This is a genomic window from Flavobacteriaceae bacterium (assembly GCA_003443635.1).
GTDB lineage: Bacteria > Bacteroidota > Bacteroidia > Flavobacteriales > Flavobacteriaceae > AU392.
In genome coordinates, this window is record CP031964.1 from 760,118 (window position 1) to 785,839 (window position 25,722).

Genomic DNA, 25,722 nt, shown 5'->3' on the forward strand with positions numbered 1-25,722 from the left:
AATTGAATACGACCAATATTACACTAAATAAATTTCTGAAAACCCAAATATTAGTAATTCTACTGCTATTTTTTTATGACTCAGTATTGGGTCAACAAACACCTCCAAAACAACCAGATTCAACTAAAACAACATTTTCTTTCAGGAATTTAAAACTACCAAACCCAAATAGTGTCGTTACAAAATATACATACGATCCTATTACAAATCGCTATATTTATACGGAGAGGGTAGGAAGTTTTAATATAAAATATCCATTAATTTTAACCCCTAAAGAGTATCAGAAATTAGTAGATGCAGAGAATTTAAAAAATTATTATAAAGAAAAAATAGATGCTTTTGAAGGTAAAAAAGAAGGAGCTGATGAGCTTCGAAAAAATCTTATTCCGGATTTTTATGTAAATTCAGATTTCTTTTCATCAATTTTTGGAAGTGATACTATTTCGATTGCTCCGCAAGGATCTGTAGAATTAGACTTAGGAGTATTGTTTACAAAACAAGACAATCCTTCATTTTCTCCAAGAAACCGTAGCAATTTTACATTTGATTTCGATCAACGGATTAATTTAAGTTTACTAGGGCAAGTTGGAACGCGATTACAGGTAACAGCAAATTTTGATACAGAAGCGACTTTTAATTTTCAAAATTTAGTAAAATTAGAATACACGCCTACCGAAGATGATATCGTAAAAAAGATTGAAGTAGGTAATGTAAGTTTGCCTTTAAATAGCTCATTAATTACTGGAGCACAAAGCTTATTTGGCGTAAAAACAGAGCTTCAGTTTGGGAAAACAACTATAACAGGAATTTTTTCGGAACAACGATCAGAAACTAGAAGTGTGGTGGCACAAGGAGGTGGAAGGCTTCAAGAATTTGAGTTTTTTGGATTAGATTACGATGAAAACCGTCATTTTTTCTTAGCTCAATACTTTAGAGATAATTACGATGAAGCACTCTTAACATACCCATATATAAATTCACCTATACAGATTACACGTATTGAAGTATGGGTAACTAATAGAGGTAATCGAACTGATAATATAAGAAATATTGTAGCAATTGAAGATTTGGGAGAGGCGGATCCATCTGCTTCAAAAGTCTCAATTCCTTTTGATAACTTAGATCAACCACAGCCTGGATTTCCATTTGGCACATTTTTTAATGTTGGACCCAATACACCTCCAGATAATGGTAATAACGATTTAGACCCTACAGCTATAGGTACTACTTCGGTTCTTAATGAAAATATAAGAAACATTTCAAATGTTCAAAGTGGTTTTGGTAGTGTAAGTCAATTTGTAAATGAAGGATTCGAATATAGTAGATTAGAAAACGCAAGGCAATTAACACAGGCCAATAGAGAATTCACATTAAATACACAATTAGGTTATATTTCTTTGAATCAACGTCTTCAAAATGATGAAGTTCTTGCAGTTGCGTATCAATATACAATAGGTGGTCAAGTATTTCAAGTTGGTGAATTTGCTAATGATGGTGTAGATGCTACTGGAGTAAGTACAGATACAAATACGGGGAATCAAGTTATTGACAATAATGCTTTAGTATTAAAAACACTTAAAAGTTCCATAACAAGTGTAGAAGAACCGTTTTGGAACTTAATGATGAAAAATATTTATGACACGGGTGCTTTTAGATTGAGTCAAGAAGACTTTAGCTTAAATATTTTTTATACAGAAACATCTCCATTAAATTTTATTACTCCAGTTGAAGGAACTACTTTTCCTATATTTGATAATAATACTCCAGACACAAGTGATGATGGATTAATTCAAGAGACCCCATTAATTCGCTTATTTAATTTAGATAAGTTAAACTTTAATGGCGATCCACAAGGTCGTGGTGATGGCTTTTTTGATTTTGTACCTGGGATAACAGTAATTACAGAAAATGGAAAATTAATATTTACAAATATAGAACCCTTTGGGAGGTATTTATTTGATGTTTTAGATGATGATAATAACCCAAATAATAATGAAGTAGATTATGCAACTAGTGATCGATCAGGATTTAATCCTAATCAAGCACTATATGTTTACGATCGACTTTACCAAGAAACAAAAACAGCCGCTTTAGAAGATGGAGAAAGAAATAAATTTCAAATAAAAGGACGTTATAAATCAGAAGGAGGAGGAGGAATTCCTATAGGATCTTTTAATGTGCCAAGAGGATCTGTTACAGTAACTGCTGGAGGGCGAGTATTAGTTGAAGGTATAGATTATACAGTTGATTATATAGGAGGCACGGTACAAATAATAGATCCTGCATTGCAAGCATCAAACGTGCCAATTCAGATATCTACAGAAGATAATGCTGTTTTTGGACAGCAAACCAAACGATTTGCTGGGTTTAATATTGAACATCAGTTTAATGAGAATTTTGTTCTTGGAGGAACTTTTATTAACCTTAGTGAACGCCCAATTACACAAAAAGCAAATTTTAATAGCGAACCTATTAATAACACAATTTTTGGTATCAATGGTAATTTTTCTACAGAGTTACCTTTTCTAACGCGATTAGTAAATAAACTACCAAATATAGATACAGATGTACCATCACAACTTTCTGCTAGAGGGGAATTTGCTTATTTATTACCTGGATCCCCAAAAGGAATTGATTTTGAAGGAGAATCTACATCGTTTGTAGATGATTTTGAAGGAACACAAAATGGAATTGATTTACTATCGCCATTAGCTTGGACTCTATCGAGTAGACCTAGAGAATTAGGAAGAATATATGCTGAAGGAGGGGAAGATGAAAATGGTGTACAAAACGGATTTGATAGAGGTCATTTAAATTGGTACTCAGTAGACCCTATTTTTTATAGCAATCAACGCCCTAGTGGAATCTCAGATGATGATGTTTCAGATTTATTTACCAGACGCGTATTTATAGATGAACTTTTCCCTCAAGTAGATATTGCTCAGGGACAAACAACAGTAATAAATACATTAGATTTAGCTTTTTACCCAGGAGAGCGAGGTGCATATAATATGGATCCAGCTGCAACAAATGATATTTTAAATAACCCTACAGATAGTTGGGCAGGTATAACAAGGCAATTGACTTCTACAAATTTTGAACAATCTAATGTAGAGTTTATTGAATTCTGGGTACAAGATCCTTTTTTAAATAACCCAAATGGTGCTGGTGGTAAATTAACTTTTAATTTGGGTAATATCTCTGAAGATATTTTAAAAGATGGTAGAAAACAATATGAAAACGGATTGCCAGAGAATGGAGATATTTCTGGGTTAGTTCCTACAGATTGGGGGTCGGTTGTGCCACAAGAACAATCTTTAGTATATGCTTTTGCAACAGAAGGACAAGAAAGAGCTAATCAAGATGTTGGATTTGATGGTTATGATGATGTAGAAGAAGCAACAGTGTTTCCAGCGTTTAGCGGGCTAGAAGACCCAACGAATGACAATTATGTGTTCTTTTTAAATAGAGATGGTAATATTTTTGAGCGCTATAGAGATTTTAATGGACTTGAAGGTAATACACCTGATCAATTTTCTAATGAAGATCGTGGATCTACAACACAGCCAGATGTTGAAGATGTGAATAGAGATAATACATTAAATACGATAGATAGTTATTTTGAATATGAAGTAGATATCACACCTACTGCACTTGCAGATGAAAATAATGAACTAATAAATGATAGAAGATTAAATGTACCAGTAACACTTCCTAACGGAAATCAAGCTACCGTAAATTGGTATCAATTTAGAATTCCGTTAACAAGTGCTACAAGGGCAATTGGAGGTATTACAGATTTTAGATCTATTCGTTTCATCCGGATGTATTTAAATGAATTTTCAGAAAATACAGTACTTCGTTTTGGAACTTTAGATCTAGTAAGAAGTGATTGGAGACGATATAATTTGGCATTAGATGATGAACCAAATAATGATGACGATAATACTATTTTTACCGTAAGTAATATAGGAATACAAGAGAATGATGGACGTTATGTATCTCCTCCTGGGGTTGAACGAGAAGAGCTTAATAACAATAATAATATTATAAGACAAAATGAAGAATCACTTGTTGTTGAAGTTTGCGATTTAGAAACTAGAGATTCGAGAGCGGTTTTTAAAAATATAAATGTAGATATGCGTAGATATAAAAGACTACGTATGTTTTTACATGCTGAAAATGGAAGTAAAGGAACAATAAATGATGGAGAAGCTATCGGTTTTATACGTATGGGTAATGATTTTACTGAGAATTTTTATCAAATAGAAGTGCCTTTGCAAGTGACGAATGGCAATTCTAATATCCCCGAAGTTGTTTGGCCAGATGTAAATGAGATTGACTTACCAATTGAAATACTGGCACAAATAAAAGCTTTAGGAATTTCTAATGGAACTTTAGGAAATGAAGACCCTACTTTTTATGATGTTGTCGATGATGTCTTAATAGATAATCCAGTTTCAGAGTTTTCACCATATACAGAAGGGCAACAAAGAGTTGCTATTAAAGGGAATCCTAGTTTTGGAGATATTCGAACATTAATGCTCGGAATTAAAAATGCAGATCCAGAAAATCTCGATATTTGTACAGAAGTATGGTATAACGAATTGCGTTTATCTGAAATTGATAATGAAGGCGGTTGGGCTGCAGTTGCTACAGTAGATGCTAATATTGCAGATTTCTTAACAATTAATGCAACTGGAAGAAGAAGTACTACCGGATTTGGCTCGATAGAACAAGGACCTAATGAAAGAAGTAGAGAAGATGTACAACAATACGATTTTGTGACTAATGTGAGATTAGGACAGTTATTACCAAAAAAATGGGGATTAAATATACCTTTTAACTATGCACAAAGTGAAGCATTAATTACTCCAGAATACGATCAGAGATTTAAAGATATAAGATTAGACGATCGTTTGCGAGCTGCACAAACCTCTGAAGAAAGAGAAACTATTAGAGAACAATCTGAAGATTATACGAAACGAAAGAGTATTAATTTAATTGGTGTTACCAAAAATAGAACAGGAGATAAAACTCCAAGGTTTTACGATGTAGAAAACCTGACGCTTAACTATTCATTTAATGAAACTGAACATAGAGATTTTGAAATTGAAAATGCATTAGATCAAAATGTTAGAGTAGGAGGTAATTATAACTTTAACTTTAACCCAATTAAAATAGCACCTTTTAAGGAAAAAGATTCTTTATTTACAGGAGAGTATTGGCAACTTTTGAAAGATTTTAATTTTAATTTATTGCCTACAAGCCTTTCTGTAAACTCAGATTTTTCACGACAATTTAATAGACAAAGATTTAGAGAGATCGATTTAGGTGCGGGGAATATTGGTGTCGATGAATTGTTTAGACGAAACTATCTTTTCGATTTTCAGTATACTGTAAATTGGGATATTTCAGATAATTTACGAGCAAACTTTTCTGCTACAAATAATAATATTGTTCGTAATTATTTTATAGATGATAATTTAAGTGGAGAACAAGATCCTACCTTAGATGTATGGGATAGTTTTTTTGATATAGGAGACCCAAATAGAAGAGCACAACAATTAGGAATTAATTATCAAATACCTTTAGACAAAATCCCTGTTTTTGATTTTGTAAATGCTACATATGCTTACACAGGAGATTTTCTTTGGCAAAAAGGATCAGATTTATTTGGCAATATAGAAATAGATGGAGAAAATTTTGATTTAGGGAATACTATTTCTAATAATAACACACATAATATAACGGCTGCCTTAGATCTAAAAAAATTATACAAACGTCTTGGTTTAGTAAAAAGAACTTCAAGGCAATCTAATGTGGCAAGGGGGCCAGTGCCTCCAGGACCAAATGCTGGTAATCAAAAAACAAAGCCAAAAACAAGCAAGCTTTTTAATACTGCAGTAGATATTTTAACAAGCGTAAAGCGATTACAAATAAGTTATCAAGAAAGAAATGGAACTTTCCTTCCAGGGTTTTTAGAAACACCTGGGTTTTTAGGAACGTCAAAACCATCTTTAGGATTTACATTTGGCGGACAAAGAGATATTCGAAATTTAGCTGCGCGAAATGGATTTTTAACAACATTTCAAGATTTCAATCAACAGTTTACACAAACGGAAATTAAAGATTTAAATTTTTCAGGAGTTGTAGAGCTTTCAAGAGATCTTAAAATAGATATTAATGGAGGAAGAAGTTATGCAAGTAATTTTACCGAAAACTTTAATACCATAGATATAGATAATGATGGTCGAAGTGATCAATTTAATTCATTAATTCAGAACACATTTGGAAACTTTAATATATCAACTGTATTAATAAAAACAGCTTTTAATAAAAGTGATGAAAATGGTTCTAAAACGTTTGATGATTTTAGAGCGAATAGATTGCCGATAGCAAGACGTTTAGCTCAAAACGCAGGAATTAATCTTTCTGATCCTGCTAACTTTGAAAATGGGGATGTTAATAATTTCCCATTAGGCTTTGGGCGTACAAACCAAGCGGTATTATTACCAGCATTTTTATCTGCATATTCTGGGAGAGATCCAGAGAAAGTAAAACTAGGAGCCTTTAGAGATATTCCAATCCCTAATTGGAATTTAAAATATAGCGGATTTACAAAACTAAAATGGTTTAAAAAGAATTTTAAACGTTTCTCAATTACACACGGTTATAATTCTACATATACAATTAATCAATTTAGATCTAATTTAGATTTTGAAGCAAGAAACCCAAATTTAGATTTTGCATCTCAACCAGCAAATGCAATAGATCAAGCTGGTAATTTTAAAAATGAAACTCTATTTAGTAATATTAACTTAACAGAAAGTTTTAGTCCATTAATTAGAATAGATTTGGAATTAAAAAATTCTCTTAAGGTTTTAGCAGAGATAAGAAAAGATCGTTTACTATCTTTGAGCTTTGATAATAATTTGTTAACCGAAGTACAAACAGACGAGTTTACTTTAGGTTTAGGATATAGAATTAAAGATGTTAGAATTAGATCACAATACGCTAATAATGCTAGTAAAATCATAAAAAGTGATTTAAACATGAAAGCAGATATATCTATAAGGGACAATAAAACAATAATCAGATTTTTAGATTTAGAAAATAATCAAGTAACAACAGGACAAACAATATGGAGCCTTAAATATTCTGCAGATTATGCATTTAGCAAAAATCTAACCGGAATATTCTTTTTTGATTATCAATTCTCAGAATTTGCTATATCTACAGCGTTTCCGCAAACGACTGTACGTTCAGGAGTAACATTGAGATATAACTTTGGAAACTAAAATAAAATTAATATAAAACAAGATTACATTATGAACATTCCATCAGATTTAAAATACACTAAAGACCACGAATGGGTAAAAGTTGAAGGAGATACGGTTACTGTTGGTATAACAGATTTCGCTCAAAGTGAATTGGGTGATATTGTTTATGTTGAGGTTGAAACTTTAGATGAAACTTTAGCTGCCGATGAAGTTTTTGGTACAGTAGAAGCTGTTAAAACAGTTTCTGATTTATTTTTACCAGTTTCTGGCGAAATTATTGCATTTAATGAAAGTTTAGAAGACGAACCAGAAAAAGTAAATAGTGATCCTTATGGAGAAGGTTGGATGATTAAAATAAAATTCTCTGACGCCGATCAATTAGAAAATTTAATGTCTGACGAAGATTATAAATCTTTAATAGGTGCGTAAAAAATGGCTGTTATTAATAGCTGTTTTTTATACTATAATTTTAGGAGTTTGTAGCATTATTAGAGTTGATGTTCCCGATTTAGGAACAAATAACAAAGATAAAATATTGCATTTTCTTGCTTATGGATTATTAACTTTATTATGGTATTGTGCGCTATTAAAAATATTTAAAGTAAATAAATTAATTTTAATTGTCATTGGATCAGTAATTTATGGTATAATTATTGAGGTCTTACAAGGAGTGCTTACAACATTTAGAGATCCTAATATTATGGATATTTTTGCAAATATTCTTGGAATTGTTGTAATGTCAATAATTATAATTATTAAAAATAAGCGTTAAAAAATTATAAATTTTTGCTTATTAAGTAAATTAATAGTTATTTTACCAATCTTGAAAATACAATAATTATGGAACAAAAGAAAAGTCAAAAAGCAGATGTAAGCAGAAATGGTTCAGTTTATTTTGCGGTAGGTCTTGCATTAATGCTGTTAGTAACTAATTATACAATCAATTATAAAACTTACGATAAGTCTGATATAGATATAGGGTTGTTAAACTTAGAAGAAGAATTAGAGGAAGAAGTTCCGTTAACTGAACAAATTGTAACCCCTCCCCCTCCACCTCCACCTCCTGCAGCTCCAGAAGTTATTGAAGTAGTAGAAGATGAAGAAGAAATTGAAGAGACTGTAATTGAATCTACAGAAACAGATCAAGAAGAAGAGATTGTAGAAGTAGAAGAAATAGAGGTAGAAGAAGAAGAAGAAATTACTGAAGTAGCTTTTGCTGTTATCGAAAATGTTCCAGTTTTTCCAGGATGTGAAAGAGGGAATAATGATAAAAAGAAGAAGTGTATGTCTGATAAGATTACAAAATTTGTGCAAAAAAACTTTAACACAGAACTTGCAGGAGATTTAGGATTATCAGGAAGACAAAAAATACAAGTATTTTTCAAAATAGATCAAACCGGTAATGTAGTTGGAGTTCAGTCTAGAGCGCCTCACCCAAGACTTGGAAAAGAAGCTGCTCGTGTGATTAATAAATTACCAAAAATGAAACCAGGGAGACAAAGAGGAAAAGCAGTTATTGTACCTTATGCATTACCAATTGTATTCCAAGTACAAGATTAAATAAGCTATCAATTTTTACATAATATTAAATCCCGTTACAAATTTTGTAACGGGATTTTTTTTGGTATGCTTATTGTGATTTATCATAATTATTAACATTTTAAAACAAAATAATTATGAATTTTTTTAAAAAAAATCACAAACTCGTTGATCAGAACGAGAAGAGTGAAAAAAAGCCACACAAGCATGATGCTAATTTACAAAAAAACACAATGCTTTACTTTCAAGTTGGGTTAATACTATGCTTATTAACAAGCTATGAGTTATTAGAATTACAATTTAAAACTTCAAAAACCTCAATAAATGATGATCTTGCTTATGAAGACACTACAAGCTTTATTGAATCACCTACATTTAAAATTGAACAAGTAAAAGAGCCTGATCCAGAACCTGTTCAAAAAAAAATAATTACAAGTGTAATTAAAGAGGTGCCAGATGATACTACTATTAAAGATAACTTAAATGATATTATTACAGAACCTGAGCCAACTTTAGAGCCAGGTATAGATCCAGGAGATATATTTATAGAAGATATTCCAGAAGATATTCCAGTTCCAGTAAATTTTGTGCAAAATGTTCCAATTTATCCTGGATGTGAGAGACATTCTTCTAATGATAAGCGAAAAAAATGCATGTCGGATAAAATCACAAAACTAGTGTCTAAAAAATTTAATAATGAAATAGCAGGAGAGTTAGGGCTAAATGGAAAGCAGCGAATTCAGGTACAATTTAAAATTGATAAATCAGGAAACGTAACAGATATTAAAGCTAGAGCTGCACATCCTGGATTGGAAAGAGAAGCTATTAAAGTGGTTAATAAAATACCTCATATGATCCCTGGAAAACAAAACGATAAAAACGTGGGGGTAATTTATAATTTGCCTATAACGTTACAAGTGCAAAATTAAATATACCGTATTATATATTTAACCGTTATCATTAATATGATAACGGTTTTTTATTAACCAAAACTTAAAAAATAGTATCTTTCAGCTGTATAAATAGTTTCAATAATTAATGAAGAATTTTTTCCTACTTATTACTTTCTTGAGTTTTACGAATATATTTTCACAAGAATTATCTGAATATGAAAAACCACCAGTTTTTCCTGATTGCGAATCTGAATCTGTTGAAAACTTGAGAACGTGTTTTTATAATAATATTTCAAAGTTCGTTTATGAAAATTTTAAAATCCCAGAAATAGTAAATAATGAAAACTATAAAGGTAATATTGTTGTATTGTTTGAAGTAAATGCTAGAGGGGAATTTGTAGTGCTTTATGTAGATGCTATTTATGAAGAATTAAAAAAAGAAGTAAAGCGTGTATTTGCAGAACTTCCTGAAATTAAACCATCAACATATAATGGAAGACCAACCTATAAACAATACTCTTATCAGATAGATATTCCACTTACGAAATCTAAAACTAATATAGAAATTGTTAATGCTAAAACAAATAAAAATACTGTTTTATTCCCTTTAACTTTAGAAGAATCTAAAGAAATAGAATCTATAAAAAATGGAGATTTTGATAGGCAAAAGAAATTTAAAAGTCAATTAAATATTCCATTGTCACATGAAGTATATTCTCGTTTTGATAAAGCTCTAAATAGAATAGGAGTTAATACGCATACTGCGAGTAGACCTTTTTTATACGATGTAGTAAATAATCATCATGATTTTGAATCTATATTAGACTCTCTCCAATTAGATAAAAGTAGTTGGTTTGGCCGTAAGTTTTTTAACGAACATATGGTACGATTTCAAGGTGATAATTATTGGTTTACAATAGATCCAGCAGCAGATCTCCAATTAGGTGTAGAAACAGATGAGCGTAAAGAAGATAATATTACTTACAATAATACACGTGCTATATTTGTCCAAGGTGGAATAGGAAAAAAGTTTAGTTTTTTTAGTGCTATTTATGAAAGTCAAGGGCGATTTGCTCAGTATTTTAATGATTTTGCAAGATCTATTCGTCCAGCTGGCGGTAATCCAGCAGTAATTCCAGGAAGAGGTATTGCAGATGAGTCTAGAGCAGGAGATTTTGATTATCCTGTAGCTGAAGGATATATATCGTATACTCCTAGTAAGTATTTTAATTTTCAATTTGGAACAGGGCAACATTTTATAGGTGACGGATATCGCTCGTTATTATTAAGTGATGTGTCTTCTAATTATCCTTATTTCAAGATTAATACTACATTCTGGAAAATTAAATACACCAATACCTTTTTGTCATTAAGAGATATTAGACCTGAAGCTACAGATGATGGAGCATTTGGAACTAAATTTGCTGTAAATCATTATTTAAGCTATAATATAAATAAGAAACTAAATATTGGCCTTTTTGAATCTGTAATTTTTTTAAACGAAGATAATAGCGGAGTAGATTTAAGTCTTTTAAATCCAATTATATTTTTAAGGAATGTAGAATTTCAAAGAGGTTCAAGAGGAGGTAATGCACTTATTGGAGCAACTGCTAAATATAAATTTAGTAATCGATTTAATATATATGGACAGTTAATTATTGATGAATTACAGTTGTCACAATTAACTAATGGAAGCCAGAATTTTAGAAATAAACATGGTTATCAATTAGGGTTTAAATATTATGATGCGTTTAATGTGTCGGATTTGACACTTCAATTAGAATACAATCAAGTACGGCCATTTACATTTTCTAATAATGACCCAGCACTTAGTTTTACTAATGCTAATCAACCATTAGCGCACCCTTTTGGAGCAAACTTTAGAGAATTTATAGCTATAGCGCGTTATCGTAGTGATCGCTGGTATGGAGCAGGGCGATTAATATATGGACAAAGAGGTTTTGAAGATGATATTAACAATGTGTTTTTTGGCGGAAACAATCTTTTTGGGAGTGAAGATAATCGACCTAGTGATAACGGAAATGAGCTGCTACAAGGGAACAGAGTAAATTCAATCTATGCTGATTTAGAAATAGGATATTTACTCAACCCTGCAACAAACTTAAAATTATTTATAAATCCTATATATCGAGACTTTAGCCCAGAAACAGAAACAGAAACAGTTTTTAAAACAAATACATTGTGGTTTAATGTAGGATTTAGAACAGATTTGTTTAACTGGTACTTTGATAATTAAAAAAGTCCATTAGTTTTTTAACTAATGGACTTCAATTTATATAAAAAAGATTTTTACTTTTTTAAACTTCTATAAAACGTTCGTCTAATACGTTCGCTATTTATAAACCCACTTCCATAACCTAAATCGTCATATTTTTTTGTAACAGCTTCATTAGCTGCAACCTCATCTTCAGTTTTCCCTTTAGCAATTTCAGCAGTAATGTTTGTATGAAGATATTGTAACATTTCTAAAAATGCTTTGTACTCTTTTTTATTAGATTCTCCACCGTGACCAGGAATGATTTTAGTTTCATTATTAATTACTAACAACCCTCGTTTTGCTGCTTCAATGAGTCCGTTGGCGCTTCCTCCAGAATTTAAATCAATAAAAGGGTAGCCATTTGTGTTAAAATAAGTATCTCCTGTGTGTAATACATTACTATCAGTGAAATATAATAAAGCATCACCATCTGTATGTGCATTATCTACATGAAAAACAGCAACTTGTTCGCCATTCATAGTGAGATTTAATTTATCATTAAATGTAATCACTGGTAACGCTTCTTTAGGACGAAAAGCACCAGTTTGTCTGTTAGGTGTTTCCTTAATACGTTTTCTTACGTTATCATGCGCAAAAATAGTAGCCCCTAACTTAGTAAAATTTTCATTTCCACCTGAATGATCTCCATGCCAATGTGTATTTGCTAAAAATCGAATTGGTTTGTCGCTCAATTTTTTAATGGCAGCGACAATTTTATCTGTAAGTGGTGCAAATTGATCATCGATAACAAAAACACCATCATCACCTACAGAAACACCAATATTTCCACCAGCACCTATAAGCATATATACATTATCTGTAAGCTTTATAGTTTCAATTTGTATATTATCAAAACGCCCTTGTGCTTGCGAAACATTAAATATAAAACTGAATAATAAAATAGCGTAAAATGAATTTTTCATAGTTAGTTAATTTAAAAGTTGGGTAAATATAATAAATCTTGACATTGGTCGTAATTATATAATTTACTTTCATTTAGGATTGTTCATAATTAAATTTAGAAGTATCTTTGCACTCGCAAAACAACAGCGATATTAAACTCATGTCGAGTACTGCAAATTCTTCTATTACCATAAGTTCTGTAATCTCTAATTTTAAAGAGATTACTAAAATGAGATTATCGTTAAGTGTAGTTTTTTCTTCATTAGCTGGGTATTTGTTAGGAGCAGAAACTATTAGCTTTTCTATTCTTCTTCTTTTAGCATTTGGAGGTTATTTTATGGTTGGAGCATCTAATGCGTTTAATCAAATTATAGAACGTGATTTAGATGCATTAATGCAACGCACGAAAAACAGACCAATACCTACAGGTAGAATTTCTGTAAATTCAGCATTTGTTATAGCAGTAATTTTTACAATCTCTGGAATTTCTATCCTATACATAATAAATCCACAAACAGCAATGTTTGGAGCGATTTCAATTTTTTTATATACAAGTGCTTATACACCTTTAAAAACAAAAACACCTTTATCTGTTTTTGTAGGAGCTATTCCTGGAGCAATCCCTTTTATGTTAGGTTGGGTAGCAGCTACAAATGATTTTGGTATTGAACCTGGCATTTTATTTATGCTTCAGTTTTTTTGGCAATTCCCACATTTTTGGGCTATTGGATGGATGCTTCATGAGGATTATAAAAAAGCTGGATTTAATATGTTACCAACAGGAAAAAGAGATAAAGCCACTGCAGTGCAAACCATATTATATACAGTATGGACAATTTTAGTGTCAATACTTCCAGTATTTGGATTTACAGGTGAACTTAAACTAACCATTGTTGGAGCTATACTTGTATTTTTATTAGGATTAGGAATGCTATATTATGCATTTAGATTATTTAATAAAATGACGGTTATAGCAGCTAGACAATTAATGCTAGCTAGTGTTTCCTACATAACGTTGGTGCAAGTAATATATGTTTTAGATAAATTTATTAGATAGTATGGATTTAACTCAAGGAACAATAGAGGAAAAAAATAGCAGAGCAAAAAAAATGATGCTTTGGTTTGGTATTGTGTCTTTATCAATGTCTTTTGCAGGCCTAACCAGTGCTTATATTGTTAGTAAATCTAGAGAAGATTGGTTAAAGGATATTCAATTGCCAAATGCATTTATTATTAGTGTAGTTATAATTATATTGAGTAGCATTACTTTTATTTTAGCAAAAAAGGCATTAAAACAAGGCAAACGAGAATTAACAACAAGATTTTTATTGTTGACATTAATACTAGGAATTGGTTTTATAATTAATCAATTTTTAGGGTTTGGGGAGATCATAGAGTGGGGGTACCATTTTACAGGACCAACGAGTAATATTACAATGACGTTTATATTTATTATCGCATTTGTACATATATTACATGTTGTTGTAGGACTAATTTGTTTAATAGTAGTAATTTATAATCATTTTAAACAAAAGTATAATACAGAGAAAATGCTTGGTTTTGAACTAGCTGCAATCTTTTGGCATTTCATAGATATTTTATGGGTACTATTGTTTTTATTTTTATATTTCTTTAGATAAATAAATTGATTATTTTTGTGCAATTTTAAAAACGAGATTCATTTATGGATAACACAGTAGCAAGTACTGGAGCAGAAGATAAACCTTGGGGAGGTGGTGCAAAACCACTAAACGCAAGTTATGGAAAAATGATGATGTGGTTCTTCATCGTCTCAGATGCTTTAACTTTTTCAGGATTTTTAGCAGCCTATGGGTTTTCAAGGTTTAAATATATTGATTATTGGCCAATAGCTGATGAAGTATTTACCCACGTTCCGTTTTTTCACGGGAACTACCCAATGATTTATGTTGCATTCATGACTTTTGTTTTAATCATGTCTTCAGTAACTATGGTATTAGCTGTAGATGCGGGGCATCAAATGAAAAAAACTAAGGTTACTTGGTATATGTTCCTTACGATTATCGGAGGATTGATATTTGTTGGTTCTCAAGCTTGGGAATGGGCAACATTTATCAAAGGAGATTACGGTGCAATTCAAACAAACGGAGGTAATATCTTACAATTTGGAGAATATGTTAATGTTGATGGAGAACAAAAGTTTAAACGTGTAGCCTTAAGAGATTTTACAGTTGCTGAACATAAAGATAGAGTGCAACATGAGAGTAAAGAAGGGATTTGGTTTGCTAGCGAAGGGACATTACCTTCATATACTGTTGGAGAAGTTATAAAAGGGTTGGAAGCTAATAGTAATGTGTTAGTTCGTACACAGCTAATAAATGAAGAAGGAGAAAAAACAGTTTTATCTCGTTCAGAGTCGTTAAGAATGCTTAAAGAGAATGGGAAGACAGTTGTTGAAGGAGCTAATTTAAAAGTTAATGAATATGGGTCGCCATTATTTGCAGACTTCTTCTTTTTTATAACAGGCTTTCACGGATTTCACGTATTCTCAGGAGTAATTATAAATATCATTATTTTCTTTAATGTAATAATTGGTACATACGAACGTAGAAAAAACTATGAAATGGTCGAGAAAGTTGGGCTTTACTGGCACTTTGTAGATTTAGTTTGGGTATTTGTATTTACATTCTTCTATTTAGTATAATAAGACAATTCAATTTAAAATGGCAGATCACGCACACGCACATAAATTAGAAATATTTAGAGGTTTAATTAAGTTTAAATCTAATATTCAAAAAATTTGGGGAGTACTATTGTTACTTTCTATTATTACGGCAGTAGAAGTTGTTTTAGGTATATATAAACCAGCATTTCTTAATGCACCTTGGATGACAGCTTTTGAAGGTGGTTTTTTTGCAACTTTAGGGAACATAATATTTTCTGGTTTTATCTATATGAAACCTCTTAATTTAATATTTATACTGCTTACGATAGTAAAAGCATATTATATTACTTGGGATTTTATGCATATGAGAGATGAGAAATCCAGTTTAAGAAAAATGGTAGTATGGACGGCAATATTCTTAATTTGTTATTTGATTTTTATCCTCTTACAAGAAGGAGGTTATATTGAAAGTGTCTATACTAATGGCTATGTAAAACGAGATTTTTAATAATTTATAATCATAAAAAAGACGGTTTTTAAAACCGTCTTTTTTATTTTTGCACAATGGGGAATAGCAAGAAAAAAACGAAAAAAATATTGATTTTAGGAATTTTATTTTTTCTTCCAGTTATATTTCTACTATTCTTATATCCATCAACTCATAACTATAATACACTAGATGTTATAAAAGAAGATATAGTTGAACTTTCTAATTTTAAATTAGAAACAAACAACTCTTTACAATTAGAAGAAAATATAACAATACTAGGTTTTTTTGGGAAAACTCCAATGGATAAAGCTATAACAGCCCTAAATCTAAAAGAATTAATCTATGATAATTTTACGGGGTTTAAAAGATTTCAAATAGTTATATTAATGCCTAATGGTACTCAAGATCAAGTAAAATTATTAAAGAAAGAATTAGAGAAACCAGATCAACTTAAATATTGGCAATTTGCTTATGGAAGTGAATCAGATATTGTTGAGGTTTATAGAAGCTTAAAATATAATAAAGGATTAAGTGCGAATTTGGATACAGATAATGTTTTTATAATTGATAAAGAACGAAATCAAAGAGGGAGAATAGATGACAGAACAGATAAAGAAATAGAAAAAAATGCTAAGATTTATGGATTAAATTCTTATAACTGTATAGAAGTCTCTGAAATTAAAAATAAAATGAGCGAAGATATGCGTATTTTGTTTACAGAATATAGACAAAAGCGAAAAGGAAATTTTGATTCTTCATCCCGAAGAGTAGAAGATATTAAAGAAAATGGCAAAGAAAACTAATTATTCATATGTCGGAATTGCATTAATAATTCTTGTTTTTGGAATTATTTTTGTCCCCCGCATTATAGATCGTATTAGCGATAGTGATATAACTCGTACAGAAAGTAGGAGTAAAAAAGTAAGTACTCAAATTACTGACGAAACTCCACTAGAGTATATAACCCAAAATGGTGTTAATAGGAAAGTGCCAGCATTTAGTTTTACGAATCAAGATGGTAAAACGATTACTAATAAAGACTTTGAAGGGAAAGTGTATTTAGTAGAATTCTTTTTTACAAGCTGCCCAACGATTTGCCCTAGAATGAATCGCAATTTGGTTCAAATTCAAAATAATTTTAAAACACTTGATAACTTCGGAATAGCGTCTTTCTCCATTACTCCAGATTACGATACTCCAGAGGTGTTAAAAGCTTATGCTAAACGTTATGGGATCACAAATCCTAATTGGCATTTAATGACAGGTGATCAAACAGAAATATATAAACTTGCTAATGAAGGTTTTTATCTCCATGTAGCCGAAGATGAGGCAGAAGAAGGGGGATTTTCACACTCAGGAAACTTTGCACTCATCGATAAGAATGGATTTATTCGTTCTAGAGTAGATGATTTTGGAAATCCAAAAATTTATTATCGAGGCATTATCAGCGAAGATGAAAAATTTGATGAAGATGGAGCAGAAGAAGAGATAAGTATTTTAAAAGAAGATATCGCTAAACTATTAAAAGAATAACATGCGAACCGAACACGATATTTTAAAAGAAAAATCTTATAATAAATGGATAGTTGCACTATCTATAATTATACCAATTGTTGTCGCAAGTTTGTTTAGAATAAAGCTTCCTAATGTAGAACCGTTAACATACCTACCCCCAATTTATGCAACCATAAATGCAGTTACAGCGTTGATTTTAGTTTTAGCATTTGTAGCCATTAGAAATAAAAATATTATACTTCATAAAAAACTAATGTCATTTGCAATTATTCTTTCAACTTTATTTTTAATATTGTACATCGCGTATCATATGACTAGTGATTCTACTAAATTCGGAGGTGATAATGCTATAAAATATGTGTATTACTTTATATTAATTACACACATAATTTTATCAATAATAATAATTCCTTTTGTTTTAATTACTTATGTTAGAGCAATTACTAATAATATAGAGAAACATAAAAAAATTGCTAAAATTACTTTTCCTTTATGGCTTTATGTGGCTGTTTCAGGAGTTTTAGTATTTATTTTAATTTCTCCTTACTATTAATATACAAATGAAAAAGAGCAGTATTATAATAATTATTACAATTTTATTTTTTAGCATGAATGTTGACGCTCAGTGTGCGATGTGTCGTGCTGTGTTAGAAAGTGAAGAAGGACTTAGTACGGCAAAAGGCATAAATAATGGAATTATATACTTAATGTCAATTCCTTATATTTTGATTGGAGGCTTAGCATATTTTATTTATAGAAAGCTGAAAAACAGTTAATTATAGTTTTGTATTTTCTTTCTGTAATTTTTTTGTAACAAAATCTATCTTTAGAAGTCTAATAGGTGTTGCATTTAATTTGTAATAAAAAATCAACCAAAAAATGTTAAAAATTAATCAACTGCACAAATCTTATCCTATTGGAGATACGAGTTTACATGTGCTTAAAGGAATAGATTTATCTATAGAAGCAGGAGAAATGGTGGCCATAATGGGCTCATCCGGTTCGGGAAAATCTACGCTATTAAATATTATAGGAATGCTTGACGAAGCAGATTCTGGGGATTATATTTTAGATAACTTACCTATAAAAAACCTTACCGAGAAAAAAGCAGCCGTATACCGTAATAAGTTTTTAGGATTCATTTTTCAATCGTTCAACCTTATTAATTATAAGAATGCTTTAGAAAATGTTGCTTTGCCGTTGTACTATCAAGGATTAAAACGGAAAGAACGTTTAGAGAAAGCAATGTTTCATTTAGGAAAAGTTGGATTGAAGGATTGGGCTAAACACTTACCGAGAGAACTCTCCGGGGGTCAAAATCAACGTGTAGCAATAGCTAGAGCTTTAGCAGCTAATCCAAAACTATTATTAGCAGATGAACCAACAGGAGCATTAGATACAACAACTTCGTATGAAATTATGGAATTTCTTCAGCAATTAAATGATGAAGGAAAAACAATTTTAATTGTTACACACGAGGAAGATATAGCAGATATGACTAAGCGTATTGTGCGATTACGTGATGGTGTAATTATGGAAGATAAAACAGTTAACCAAGTAAGAGCATCACAATATGTTTGATAGAGATCTTTGGCGAGAAATATTTCAGAGTATAAACATGAACAGAACCAGGAGTTTATTATCTGGAATTACAGTAGCGTTTGCTATTCTCTTATTTACTTTACTTTTTGGTGTTACTAACGGTTTAGGAAATACTTTTGAAGAAGCATTCGCTGATGACGCTCAAAATTCAATTACTATTTGGTCTGGGCAAACTACTAAAGCCTATAAAGGATTACAAGCAGGAAGACAAATTCAATTTAAAAATGAAGATTATAATTTTATAAAAGAAGAGTTTGGTAAAGATATTGAGTTTATTACCTCTCGAGTAATGAAGAATGTGACAGCGTCTTATAAGAATGAGAAAAATAGTTATACCATTAGAGCAATCCATCCTGACAATCAGTTTGTAGAACAAAATAAAGTCCAAAGTGGTCGGTATATTAACCAAAGAGATTTAAATGAATTGAATAAAATTATAGTTATTGGAAGGTTGGTTGAAGACGATTTATTTATAAAAGAAGATGCTGTAGGTAAATATTTAAATTTAAATGGCATTCAATATAAAGTTGTAGGAGTTTATAATGACCCTGGAGGAGATGATGAAGAACGTATTATCTATATGCCAATTACAACATCGCAACAAGTTTATGGAAATAATGAATTTATAGATATGATGTATATGACCTATAATCCTAGAATGGATTATAATAAGGCTATCTCATTTGGAAATATAATGACAAAAAAACTTAAAGATCGATTCACTGTGGCTAAAAGTGATCAAAGAGCTGTAAGAGTAAACAATAATGCTGAAGATGCGAAGGGTGTTAATCAATTATTAGGAGGTTTAAATGCCATCATTTTAATTGTTGGATTAGGGACTTTAATTGCCGGAATCGTAGGGATAAGCAATATGATGATATTTATCGTTAAAGAACGTACTAAAGAAATAGGTATTCGTAAAGCCTTAGGAGCCTCTCCAAGATCGATAGTATCTATTATTTTACTTGAATCTATTCTTATTACTACTTTGGCAGGTTTCTTTGGATTATTACTTGGTAGAGGTATATTGGAAATAGTAGGACCTGGTTTAGATAAATATTTTATTACAGATCCTAGTGTAAGTAAAAGCTTAGTTATAAGTGCAACTATAATTTTAATAGCAGCAGGAGCTATTGCTGGATATTTGCCAGCAAAAAAAGCATCGAGAATAAAACCCATTGTTGCTTTAAGAAATGATTAGCTATGTTTAGATTTTTATTTGATAGAGATACCTGGCAAGAAGTTTTTGATAGCCTTAGTAAAAATAAGCTGAGGTCTATTTTAACTATGGTAGGTGTTTGGTGGGGGATCTTACTTTTAATAGGGCTTTTAGGATCTGCAAGAGGCATCGAAAATTCTTTTAATCGCTTATTTGGAGATTTTGCAACCAATAGCGTATTTATTTTTGGTGGCACAACGAGTAAACCTTTTAAAGGATTTCAAGAAGGAAGACGTGTGCAATTAACCTTAGAAGCAGTTAAAAAAATAGAAGAAAATATTGAAGGAGTAGAATTTGTAGTACCTCGAAACTTTAATAACGGTCAAGTAGTTAGAAATTTACTGTCAGGTACTTTTGGAGTTGCTGGAGATTATCCAGTATTAGATAAAGTACAGAAAAGGAAATTAACCTATGGACGATTCATCAATCAGAATGATATTGATAACAATAAAAAAGTAGCTGTAATATCAGAAGATACCTATAAACAATTATTTGAAAAAGATGAAGACCCTATTAACCAGTACATCACTATCAATAGTATCAATTTCACGGTTATTGGAGTTTTTAAAGAACCGAGAGTAAATGGAGGGCCTCCGATAAACATCCATATTCCATTTAATACATTTCAACAAATTTACAACCAAGGTAATCGTATAGGTTGGATGATGATTACTGGAAAACCAGAATACGATATTACACAAATTGACGCTGATGTAAAATTACTTTTAAGAAATATTAATAGAGTTCATCCAGATGATAGACGTGCTTTTGGAGGCTTCAATTTAGGTAGAGAATTTGGAAGGCTTACAGGATTTTTAAAAGGAATGCAATTTTTAACTTGGTTTGTAGGCATAGCAACACTTATTGCAGGCGTGTTTGCAATTGGAAATATCTTATTAATTACCGTAAGAGAGCGTACTAAAGAAATAGGAGTAAGGAGAGCTTTAGGTGCAACACCGTTTGAAATTAAGAGGCAGATTGTTGTAGAAGCAGTATTTATAACACTATTGGCTGGAATTATTGGTATTATTTCAGGAGGCTGGATTTTAATTTTAATAGATAATACTATTGGTCAAGGTGATGATGCGGTTTTTGTAAATGCATCTGTATCTATAGCTATTGTATTTATAGCATTAGGAATTTTAGTAGCATTGGGCACATTAATTGGGCTAATTCCTGCTTTTAAAGCTACTAGTGTTAAGCCGATTGAAGCATTAAGAGAAGAATAACCAAAAAATCAATCAAAATAGATTTGAGTATTTAATTACTTAAATTCAATGAAACCATTAAATAACGAACAATCAAAATGAAAAAAGCAATCAGAATTATATTGGTAATAGTTGCAATAATTGCACTCTTATTTGTATTAAAACATTTTAAAGATGCTAACTCAAAAGAAGTAGTAGATTTCGAAGTTGAAGAACCATTTTATACTTCTATTACAACTAAAGCTGTAGCGACAGGTAAACTTAATCCAGAAGAAGAAATTGAATTAAAACCACAAATATCAGGGATTGTTGATAAAGTACTTGTAGAAGAAGGAGATATTGTAAAAAAAGGAGACCTTATTGCTAAAATTAGAGTCGTTCCTAATGAGCAAGCACTGGTAAGTGCTAGTAGTAGAATTAATACTCAAAAATTGTCTTATGATAATGCAAAGACATTGTTTAATAGAAATAAAGTGCTTTTTGAAAAAGGAGTTATTTCTAAACAAGATTTTGAAAATAATGAGTTATCATTAAATCAAGCAAAAGAATCTCTTGAGCAAGCACAAAACGATTATCAGATAATTAAAAGAGGTTCACTATCTGGGGGCAATTCAGCAAATACGAATATTGTAGCGCAAATTTCAGGTACAGTTTTAGAGATTCCTATTCGAGAAGGAGATCAGGTAATACAAAGTAATAATTTTAATGCAGGAACAACTATTGCCACTATTGCAGACATGAGTATTATGATTTTTGAAGGTAAAATAGATGAAGCTGAAGTTGGAAAACTTAAAGAAGGAGAGGCTATAAAAGTGATACTTGGAGCAATTAATGCTAAAGAATTTCCTGCGAAATTAACCTTTGTAGCACCTAAAGGTGTTGAAGAAAATGGAGCAGTACAATTTACAGTAAAAGCAGATGTTGAAATAGACGCATCAGTAAATGTAAGAGCAGGGTATAGTGCTAATGCAGAGATTGAATACCAAAGTAAAGATGACATTTTTTGTGTTAAAGAAGCTTTATTGCAATTCAATAGGGTTACTGAACAACCATTTGTAGAAATACAAAAGGAGGATGGTAGTTTTTCAAAGAAAAATGTAAAACTTGGAATTTCTGACGGGATTAATGTCGAAATTCTTGATGGTATTGAAGAAGGAGATAAAATTAAAGTTTGGAATAAAATTTCTAAAGAAGATGAAGAAAATGAAGATGATAATTAATACGTCAACCCAATTTAATATGAAAAGAAGCATTTTATTATTGATGTTGTTTGCTTGTTGTATAGCCTTTAGCCAAAATAAAGTATGGACTTTGCAAGAATGTGTAACTTATGCTTTAGAGAATAATATTCAGGTCAAGCAAGGTGAAAATACTTTATTGACTAATGAACAAGATATACTTGGAGCCAAAGGGAATTTTTTACCCTCTATAAATGGAGGTATAGGATCGGGAGTAAATTTAGGGTCAGGATTTAACCCGGTAAGTAATCAACGTATTAATAATACCGTGTTTTCTGGAAACTATAATGTAAGTTTAAACCAAACTGTTTTTAATGGCTTTAGAAATTTAAACTTATACAGACAAGCAAAATTAAATCGAGAGCAAAATGAATTGGAATTAAATAGAATTAAAGATGATATCTCTTTAAATGTAGTAAATACCTATTTAAATATTTTATTTAATAAAGAAAATTTAGAAACAGCAAAAGCTCAAGTTGAATTTTCAAAAAAACAATTAGAACAAGTTGAAGGATTAGTAGATGCTGGAGTACAACCAAGAGCAAATATTTTTGATTCACAAGCGACTTTAAGTAGAGATGAACAGAGTTTAACAGTTGCTCAAAATAATTTTGATTTAGCATTATTATCATTATCACAGCTATTACAATTGCCTTATGATGGATTTAATGTAGAAATTATTGATGTAGATACACCATCTTCAGCGTTACTCTATAATGATATTAAACCAATTTTAAATTATGCTTTAGAAAATAGGAATGAAATTAAAGTAGCTGAAAAGAGAATTGAAAATGCAGAGTTAGGAACAGAAATTTCTAAAGCTGGATACCTTCCAAGTTTATCTTTTGGGTATAGTTATGGGAGTTCAGCCTCTTTTATAAGACCAAGAACTACTTTTCAAAATCCAAATACAGGAGAAATTGAAAGAATTCCTGAAACTAGCCTTTTTAGACAGTTTGATCAAAATTCAGGACATAACTTTAATCTTAGTTTAAGTATTCCTATATTTTCTAGATTTCAGAATAAAACTTCTGTAACACGTTCTAAAATACAAGAAGATAATAATAGATTGCAGTTAGAACAAGCAAAAATAGATTTAGAATCTACAATACAACAAGCTTTTACAAATGCAAAAGCAGGATTTCGAGCTTATGAAGCAGCAAAAGCATCTCTAGAATCTCAACAATTAGCGTTTGATAACTCAAAAGAACGTTATGATATAGGAGTGCTAAATTCTTTTGAATTAGAACAAGCCAGAATAGCGTTAATTAATGCTGAAGCTTCTTTAATAAATGCTAAATATGATTTTGTATTTAGAAATAAAATATTAGATTTCTACTTAGGAAAATCATTAACAGATTAATTTTGGCGTATATACTAAATATAGAAACATCAACAACAAATTGTTCAGTCTCACTCTCGAAAGATGGTGAGACTTTGGTTTTAAAAGAAGATTATAATAATAATTTTTCTCATGCAGAGCGTTTGCATATGTATATAGATGATGTTTTAAAACAAGCAAAAATTGAGAAACAAAACCTTAATGCTATTGCTGTAAGTAAAGGCCCAGGCTCTTATACAGGTCTCAGGATAGGCGTGTCTGCTGTAAAAGGATTATGTTTTGCTTTAAATAAACCATTGATCTCTGTTTCAACGTTAGAAGTATTAGCAAACGATTTAAAAGGTGTAATTGAAAAAGATAGCTTGATTGTTGCAATGTTAGATGCTAGACGTATGGAAGTGTATTCTGCTGTTTTTGATTCTGATTGTAATCAAGTTAGAGATATTGAAGCAGAAGTATTAAATGAAAGTTCTTTTAATACTTATTTGAAAAATGATAAAGTTTATTTTATAGGAAGCGGTGTCGAAAAAACTAAAAACCTCATTACAAATTCTAATGCTGTTTTTGTAGAAGGAAAATTACCTTCAGCTAATCAAATGAGTCAACTGTCAAGTATAAAATATAAAAAAAACGACATCGAAGATGTCGCTTATTTTGAACCTTATTATCTAAAAGATTTTGTATCTTTTAGAGAGTAGTAAATTTTTTATTGAATAGACCCGTTTTTATTTATATAATTTATTACTTTAATGATGTCTTCTTCTTTAGATAATTTTATAGAATTCTCTTTTATAAAAGTTAAAATGTCTTTTTCATATTTTGAAGAAAATAATTTTACAAATTTCTTTTTCTTTTTAGGTAATAACTCTAAATCAGAGCTATTTCTGCTAATATAATAAGTATCCTGAACACGCTTAAATTTAGCTTCTTGTTGACCTTGTTTATATGTTGAAGCTGCTTCCTGAGCTGCAGGAATAAAACTAATACGCTCTTTTTTAAATAAAGCTATATTTTCAGAAGAGTTAACTTCTACAAAAAAACCTTTTAAAAGTGTACCTTCTTTATTAGTATAAGAATGTGCTTTATATATTTTTTTTGAATCTACAAAAGTTATTTTATAATTTGTATTAATAGGATTAAGTGCTCTTGGTTTTTCTCCTTCAGCTTTAATAACTTCCATGTTTCCATTATATGCGTTAAATCTGATAAGAAAGATCTCATCTCCTTGAGATTTAATTTTTGCAGGCAAAAATGACGCATTTAAATAAGCAGATCCAATAATCTTACCGGTAGGCGTGCTATTTAATCTTTTTAAAACCAATGGAGTTATATTTTCAGAAGGTATATTTTCAGAAGGTGTAATTTCGGATGGTTGAGAAAAAGAAAGACTTGTAGATATTACAAATAATAGTGTTAGTAAGAATTTCATAGCGTTTTTTTATTTAGGTCGCCAAACATAATAATTACTTTCTTATTATTAAATAATGTAGTTTAATTTTAACAAATTTTAATAAATTAAAAAGAATACTATAGAGGAACACCCATTACTAGATTTAAAATATTATGGA

At 30.6% G+C, this 25,722-nt stretch carries 22 protein-coding genes; 20 read left to right on the forward strand and 2 right to left on the reverse strand.

The genetic code is table 11. From position 1 onward, the window contains the following. Positions 1 to 2 precede the first annotated feature (2 nt). The 6 genes from sprA (at position 3) to D1817_03300 (ending at position 11,972) form a co-directional block, all read left to right on the forward strand. Positions 3 to 7,301, forward strand: coding sequence for a cell surface protein SprA (gene sprA / locus D1817_03275; protein AXT18920.1), 7,299 nt, complete (start codon positions 3 to 5; stop codon positions 7,299 to 7,301). Between the two features lie 30 nt (positions 7,302 to 7,331). Next, a complete protein-coding gene (gene gcvH, locus D1817_03280; GenBank protein AXT18921.1) occupies positions 7,332 to 7,712 on the forward strand; it encodes a glycine cleavage system protein GcvH in 381 nt (126 codons plus the stop codon). Further along, positions 7,705 to 8,055, forward strand: coding sequence for a hypothetical protein (locus tag D1817_03285; GenBank protein AXT18922.1), 351 nt, complete (start codon positions 7,705 to 7,707; stop codon positions 8,053 to 8,055). The genes gcvH and D1817_03285 overlap by 8 nt, the downstream gene beginning before the upstream one ends. 68 nt (positions 8,056 to 8,123) lie before the next feature. Beyond that, positions 8,124 to 8,843, forward strand: coding sequence for an energy transducer TonB (locus tag D1817_03290; GenBank protein ID AXT18923.1), 720 nt, complete (start codon positions 8,124 to 8,126; stop codon positions 8,841 to 8,843). A gap of 116 nt (positions 8,844 to 8,959) precedes the next feature. Beyond that, positions 8,960 to 9,751, forward strand: a complete 792-nt coding sequence (locus D1817_03295) for an energy transducer TonB (GenBank protein AXT18924.1) — start codon at positions 8,960 to 8,962, stop codon at positions 9,749 to 9,751. 109 nt (positions 9,752 to 9,860) lie between these two features. Continuing rightward, complete coding sequence (locus tag D1817_03300) at positions 9,861 to 11,972, forward strand: gliding motility protein RemB (GenBank protein ID AXT18925.1); 2,112 nt, start codon at positions 9,861 to 9,863, stop codon at positions 11,970 to 11,972. Between the two features lie 53 nt (positions 11,973 to 12,025). Here D1817_03300 and D1817_03305 read toward each other — a convergent pair whose 3' ends face one another. After that, positions 12,026 to 12,916 (reverse strand): MBL fold metallo-hydrolase, encoded by an 891-nt coding sequence (locus D1817_03305; protein AXT18926.1) that lies wholly within the window; start codon positions 12,914 to 12,916, stop codon positions 12,026 to 12,028. A 140-nt stretch (positions 12,917 to 13,056) separates the two neighbouring features. Between D1817_03305 and cyoE the strand changes: the two genes are divergently transcribed. The 14 genes from cyoE to tsaB all read left to right on the forward strand — a co-directional run bounded on the left by cyoE (position 13,057) and on the right by tsaB (position 24,852). Next, positions 13,057 to 13,953: a protoheme IX farnesyltransferase gene (cyoE, locus tag D1817_03310; protein ID AXT18927.1), complete on the forward strand. Its 897-nt coding sequence runs from the start codon at positions 13,057 to 13,059 to the stop codon at positions 13,951 to 13,953. 1 nt (position 13,954) lies between these two features. Continuing rightward, complete coding sequence (locus D1817_03315; protein ID AXT18928.1) at positions 13,955 to 14,536, forward strand: heme-copper oxidase subunit III; 582 nt, start codon at positions 13,955 to 13,957, stop codon at positions 14,534 to 14,536. 44 nt (positions 14,537 to 14,580) lie between these two features. Then, positions 14,581 to 15,579 (forward strand): cytochrome oxidase subunit III, encoded by a 999-nt coding sequence (locus D1817_03320; GenBank protein AXT18929.1) that lies wholly within the window; start codon positions 14,581 to 14,583, stop codon positions 15,577 to 15,579. Positions 15,580 to 15,598: 19 nt separating this feature from the next. Continuing rightward, entirely contained in the window at positions 15,599 to 16,048 is a 450-nt protein-coding gene (locus D1817_03325) for a hypothetical protein (protein ID AXT18930.1), read from the forward strand. 56 nt (positions 16,049 to 16,104) lie between these two features. After that, on the forward strand, positions 16,105 to 16,833 hold the full coding sequence (locus D1817_03330; GenBank protein ID AXT18931.1) for a hypothetical protein: 729 nt from the start codon (positions 16,105 to 16,107) through the stop codon (positions 16,831 to 16,833). Next, entirely contained in the window at positions 16,817 to 17,563 is a 747-nt protein-coding gene (locus D1817_03335) for an SCO family protein (GenBank protein AXT18932.1), read from the forward strand. The genes D1817_03330 and D1817_03335 overlap by 17 nt, the downstream gene beginning before the upstream one ends. 1 nt (position 17,564) lies before the next feature. Continuing rightward, positions 17,565 to 18,098, forward strand: coding sequence for a DUF420 domain-containing protein (locus D1817_03340; protein AXT18933.1), 534 nt, complete (start codon positions 17,565 to 17,567; stop codon positions 18,096 to 18,098). 7 nt (positions 18,099 to 18,105) lie between these two features. Further along, positions 18,106 to 18,321 carry a hypothetical protein gene (locus D1817_03345; GenBank protein ID AXT18934.1) on the forward strand — a complete coding sequence of 72 codons (216 nt, stop codon included), beginning with the start codon at positions 18,106 to 18,108 and terminating at the stop codon, positions 18,319 to 18,321. 103 nt (positions 18,322 to 18,424) lie between these two features. Next, positions 18,425 to 19,126, forward strand: a complete 702-nt coding sequence (locus D1817_03350) for an ABC transporter ATP-binding protein (protein AXT18935.1) — start codon at positions 18,425 to 18,427, stop codon at positions 19,124 to 19,126. Beyond that, positions 19,119 to 20,348 carry an ABC transporter permease gene (locus D1817_03355; GenBank protein ID AXT18936.1) on the forward strand — a complete coding sequence of 410 codons (1,230 nt, stop codon included), beginning with the start codon at positions 19,119 to 19,121 and terminating at the stop codon, positions 20,346 to 20,348. Before D1817_03350 ends, D1817_03355 begins: the two co-directional genes overlap by 8 nt. A gap of 2 nt (positions 20,349 to 20,350) precedes the next feature. After that, positions 20,351 to 21,595: an ABC transporter permease gene (locus D1817_03360; protein ID AXT18937.1), complete on the forward strand. Its 1,245-nt coding sequence runs from the start codon at positions 20,351 to 20,353 to the stop codon at positions 21,593 to 21,595. Positions 21,596 to 21,672: 77 nt separating this feature from the next. Then, the gene (locus D1817_03365) at positions 21,673 to 22,794 is read left to right on the forward strand and encodes an efflux RND transporter periplasmic adaptor subunit (GenBank protein AXT18938.1); all 1,122 of its coding nucleotides are present in this window, start codon (positions 21,673 to 21,675) and stop codon (positions 22,792 to 22,794) included. Then, positions 22,700 to 24,175, forward strand: coding sequence for a TolC family protein (locus tag D1817_03370; protein ID AXT18939.1), 1,476 nt, complete (start codon positions 22,700 to 22,702; stop codon positions 24,173 to 24,175). The genes D1817_03365 and D1817_03370 overlap by 95 nt, the downstream gene beginning before the upstream one ends. 2 nt (positions 24,176 to 24,177) lie before the next feature. Further along, positions 24,178 to 24,852 carry a tRNA (adenosine(37)-N6)-threonylcarbamoyltransferase complex dimerization subunit type 1 TsaB gene (gene tsaB / locus D1817_03375; protein ID AXT18940.1) on the forward strand — a complete coding sequence of 225 codons (675 nt, stop codon included), beginning with the start codon at positions 24,178 to 24,180 and terminating at the stop codon, positions 24,850 to 24,852. 8 nt (positions 24,853 to 24,860) lie between these two features. On the opposite strand, the gene D1817_03380 is transcribed toward tsaB, so the two are convergent. Further along, entirely contained in the window at positions 24,861 to 25,583 is a 723-nt protein-coding gene (locus tag D1817_03380; GenBank protein AXT18941.1) for a hypothetical protein, read from the reverse strand. Positions 25,584 to 25,722 lie beyond the last annotated feature (139 nt).

What these genes read in the sequence shown, in the direction of transcription:
- gcvH (AXT18921.1), top strand. Translation starts at nt 7,332, where the DNA reads ATGAACATTCCATCAGATTTAAAATACACTAAAGACCACGAATGGGTA.
- D1817_03290 (AXT18923.1), top strand. Translation starts at nt 8,124, where the DNA reads ATGGAACAAAAGAAAAGTCAAAAAGCAGATGTAAGCAGAAATGGTTCA.
- D1817_03295 (AXT18924.1), top strand. Translation starts at nt 8,960, where the DNA reads ATGAATTTTTTTAAAAAAAATCACAAACTCGTTGATCAGAACGAGAAG.
- D1817_03300 (AXT18925.1), top strand. Translation starts at nt 9,861, where the DNA reads ATGAAGAATTTTTTCCTACTTATTACTTTCTTGAGTTTTACGAATATA.
- D1817_03305 (AXT18926.1), bottom strand. Translation starts at nt 12,916, where the DNA reads ATGAAAAATTCATTTTACGCTATTTTATTATTCAGTTTTATATTTAAT.
- cyoE (AXT18927.1), top strand. Translation starts at nt 13,057, where the DNA reads ATGTCGAGTACTGCAAATTCTTCTATTACCATAAGTTCTGTAATCTCT.
- D1817_03315 (AXT18928.1), top strand. Translation starts at nt 13,955, where the DNA reads ATGGATTTAACTCAAGGAACAATAGAGGAAAAAAATAGCAGAGCAAAA.
- D1817_03320 (AXT18929.1), top strand. Translation starts at nt 14,581, where the DNA reads ATGGATAACACAGTAGCAAGTACTGGAGCAGAAGATAAACCTTGGGGA.
- D1817_03325 (AXT18930.1), top strand. Translation starts at nt 15,599, where the DNA reads ATGGCAGATCACGCACACGCACATAAATTAGAAATATTTAGAGGTTTA.
- D1817_03330 (AXT18931.1), top strand. Translation starts at nt 16,105, where the DNA reads ATGGGGAATAGCAAGAAAAAAACGAAAAAAATATTGATTTTAGGAATT.
- D1817_03335 (AXT18932.1), top strand. Translation starts at nt 16,817, where the DNA reads ATGGCAAAGAAAACTAATTATTCATATGTCGGAATTGCATTAATAATT.
- D1817_03340 (AXT18933.1), top strand. Translation starts at nt 17,565, where the DNA reads ATGCGAACCGAACACGATATTTTAAAAGAAAAATCTTATAATAAATGG.
- D1817_03345 (AXT18934.1), top strand. Translation starts at nt 18,106, where the DNA reads ATGAAAAAGAGCAGTATTATAATAATTATTACAATTTTATTTTTTAGC.
- D1817_03350 (AXT18935.1), top strand. Translation starts at nt 18,425, where the DNA reads ATGTTAAAAATTAATCAACTGCACAAATCTTATCCTATTGGAGATACG.
- D1817_03355 (AXT18936.1), top strand. Translation starts at nt 19,119, where the DNA reads ATGTTTGATAGAGATCTTTGGCGAGAAATATTTCAGAGTATAAACATG.
- D1817_03360 (AXT18937.1), top strand. Translation starts at nt 20,351, where the DNA reads ATGTTTAGATTTTTATTTGATAGAGATACCTGGCAAGAAGTTTTTGAT.
- D1817_03365 (AXT18938.1), top strand. Translation starts at nt 21,673, where the DNA reads ATGAAAAAAGCAATCAGAATTATATTGGTAATAGTTGCAATAATTGCA.
- D1817_03370 (AXT18939.1), top strand. Translation starts at nt 22,700, where the DNA reads ATGTCGAAATTCTTGATGGTATTGAAGAAGGAGATAAAATTAAAGTTT.
- D1817_03380 (AXT18941.1), bottom strand. Translation starts at nt 25,583, where the DNA reads ATGAAATTCTTACTAACACTATTATTTGTAATATCTACAAGTCTTTCT.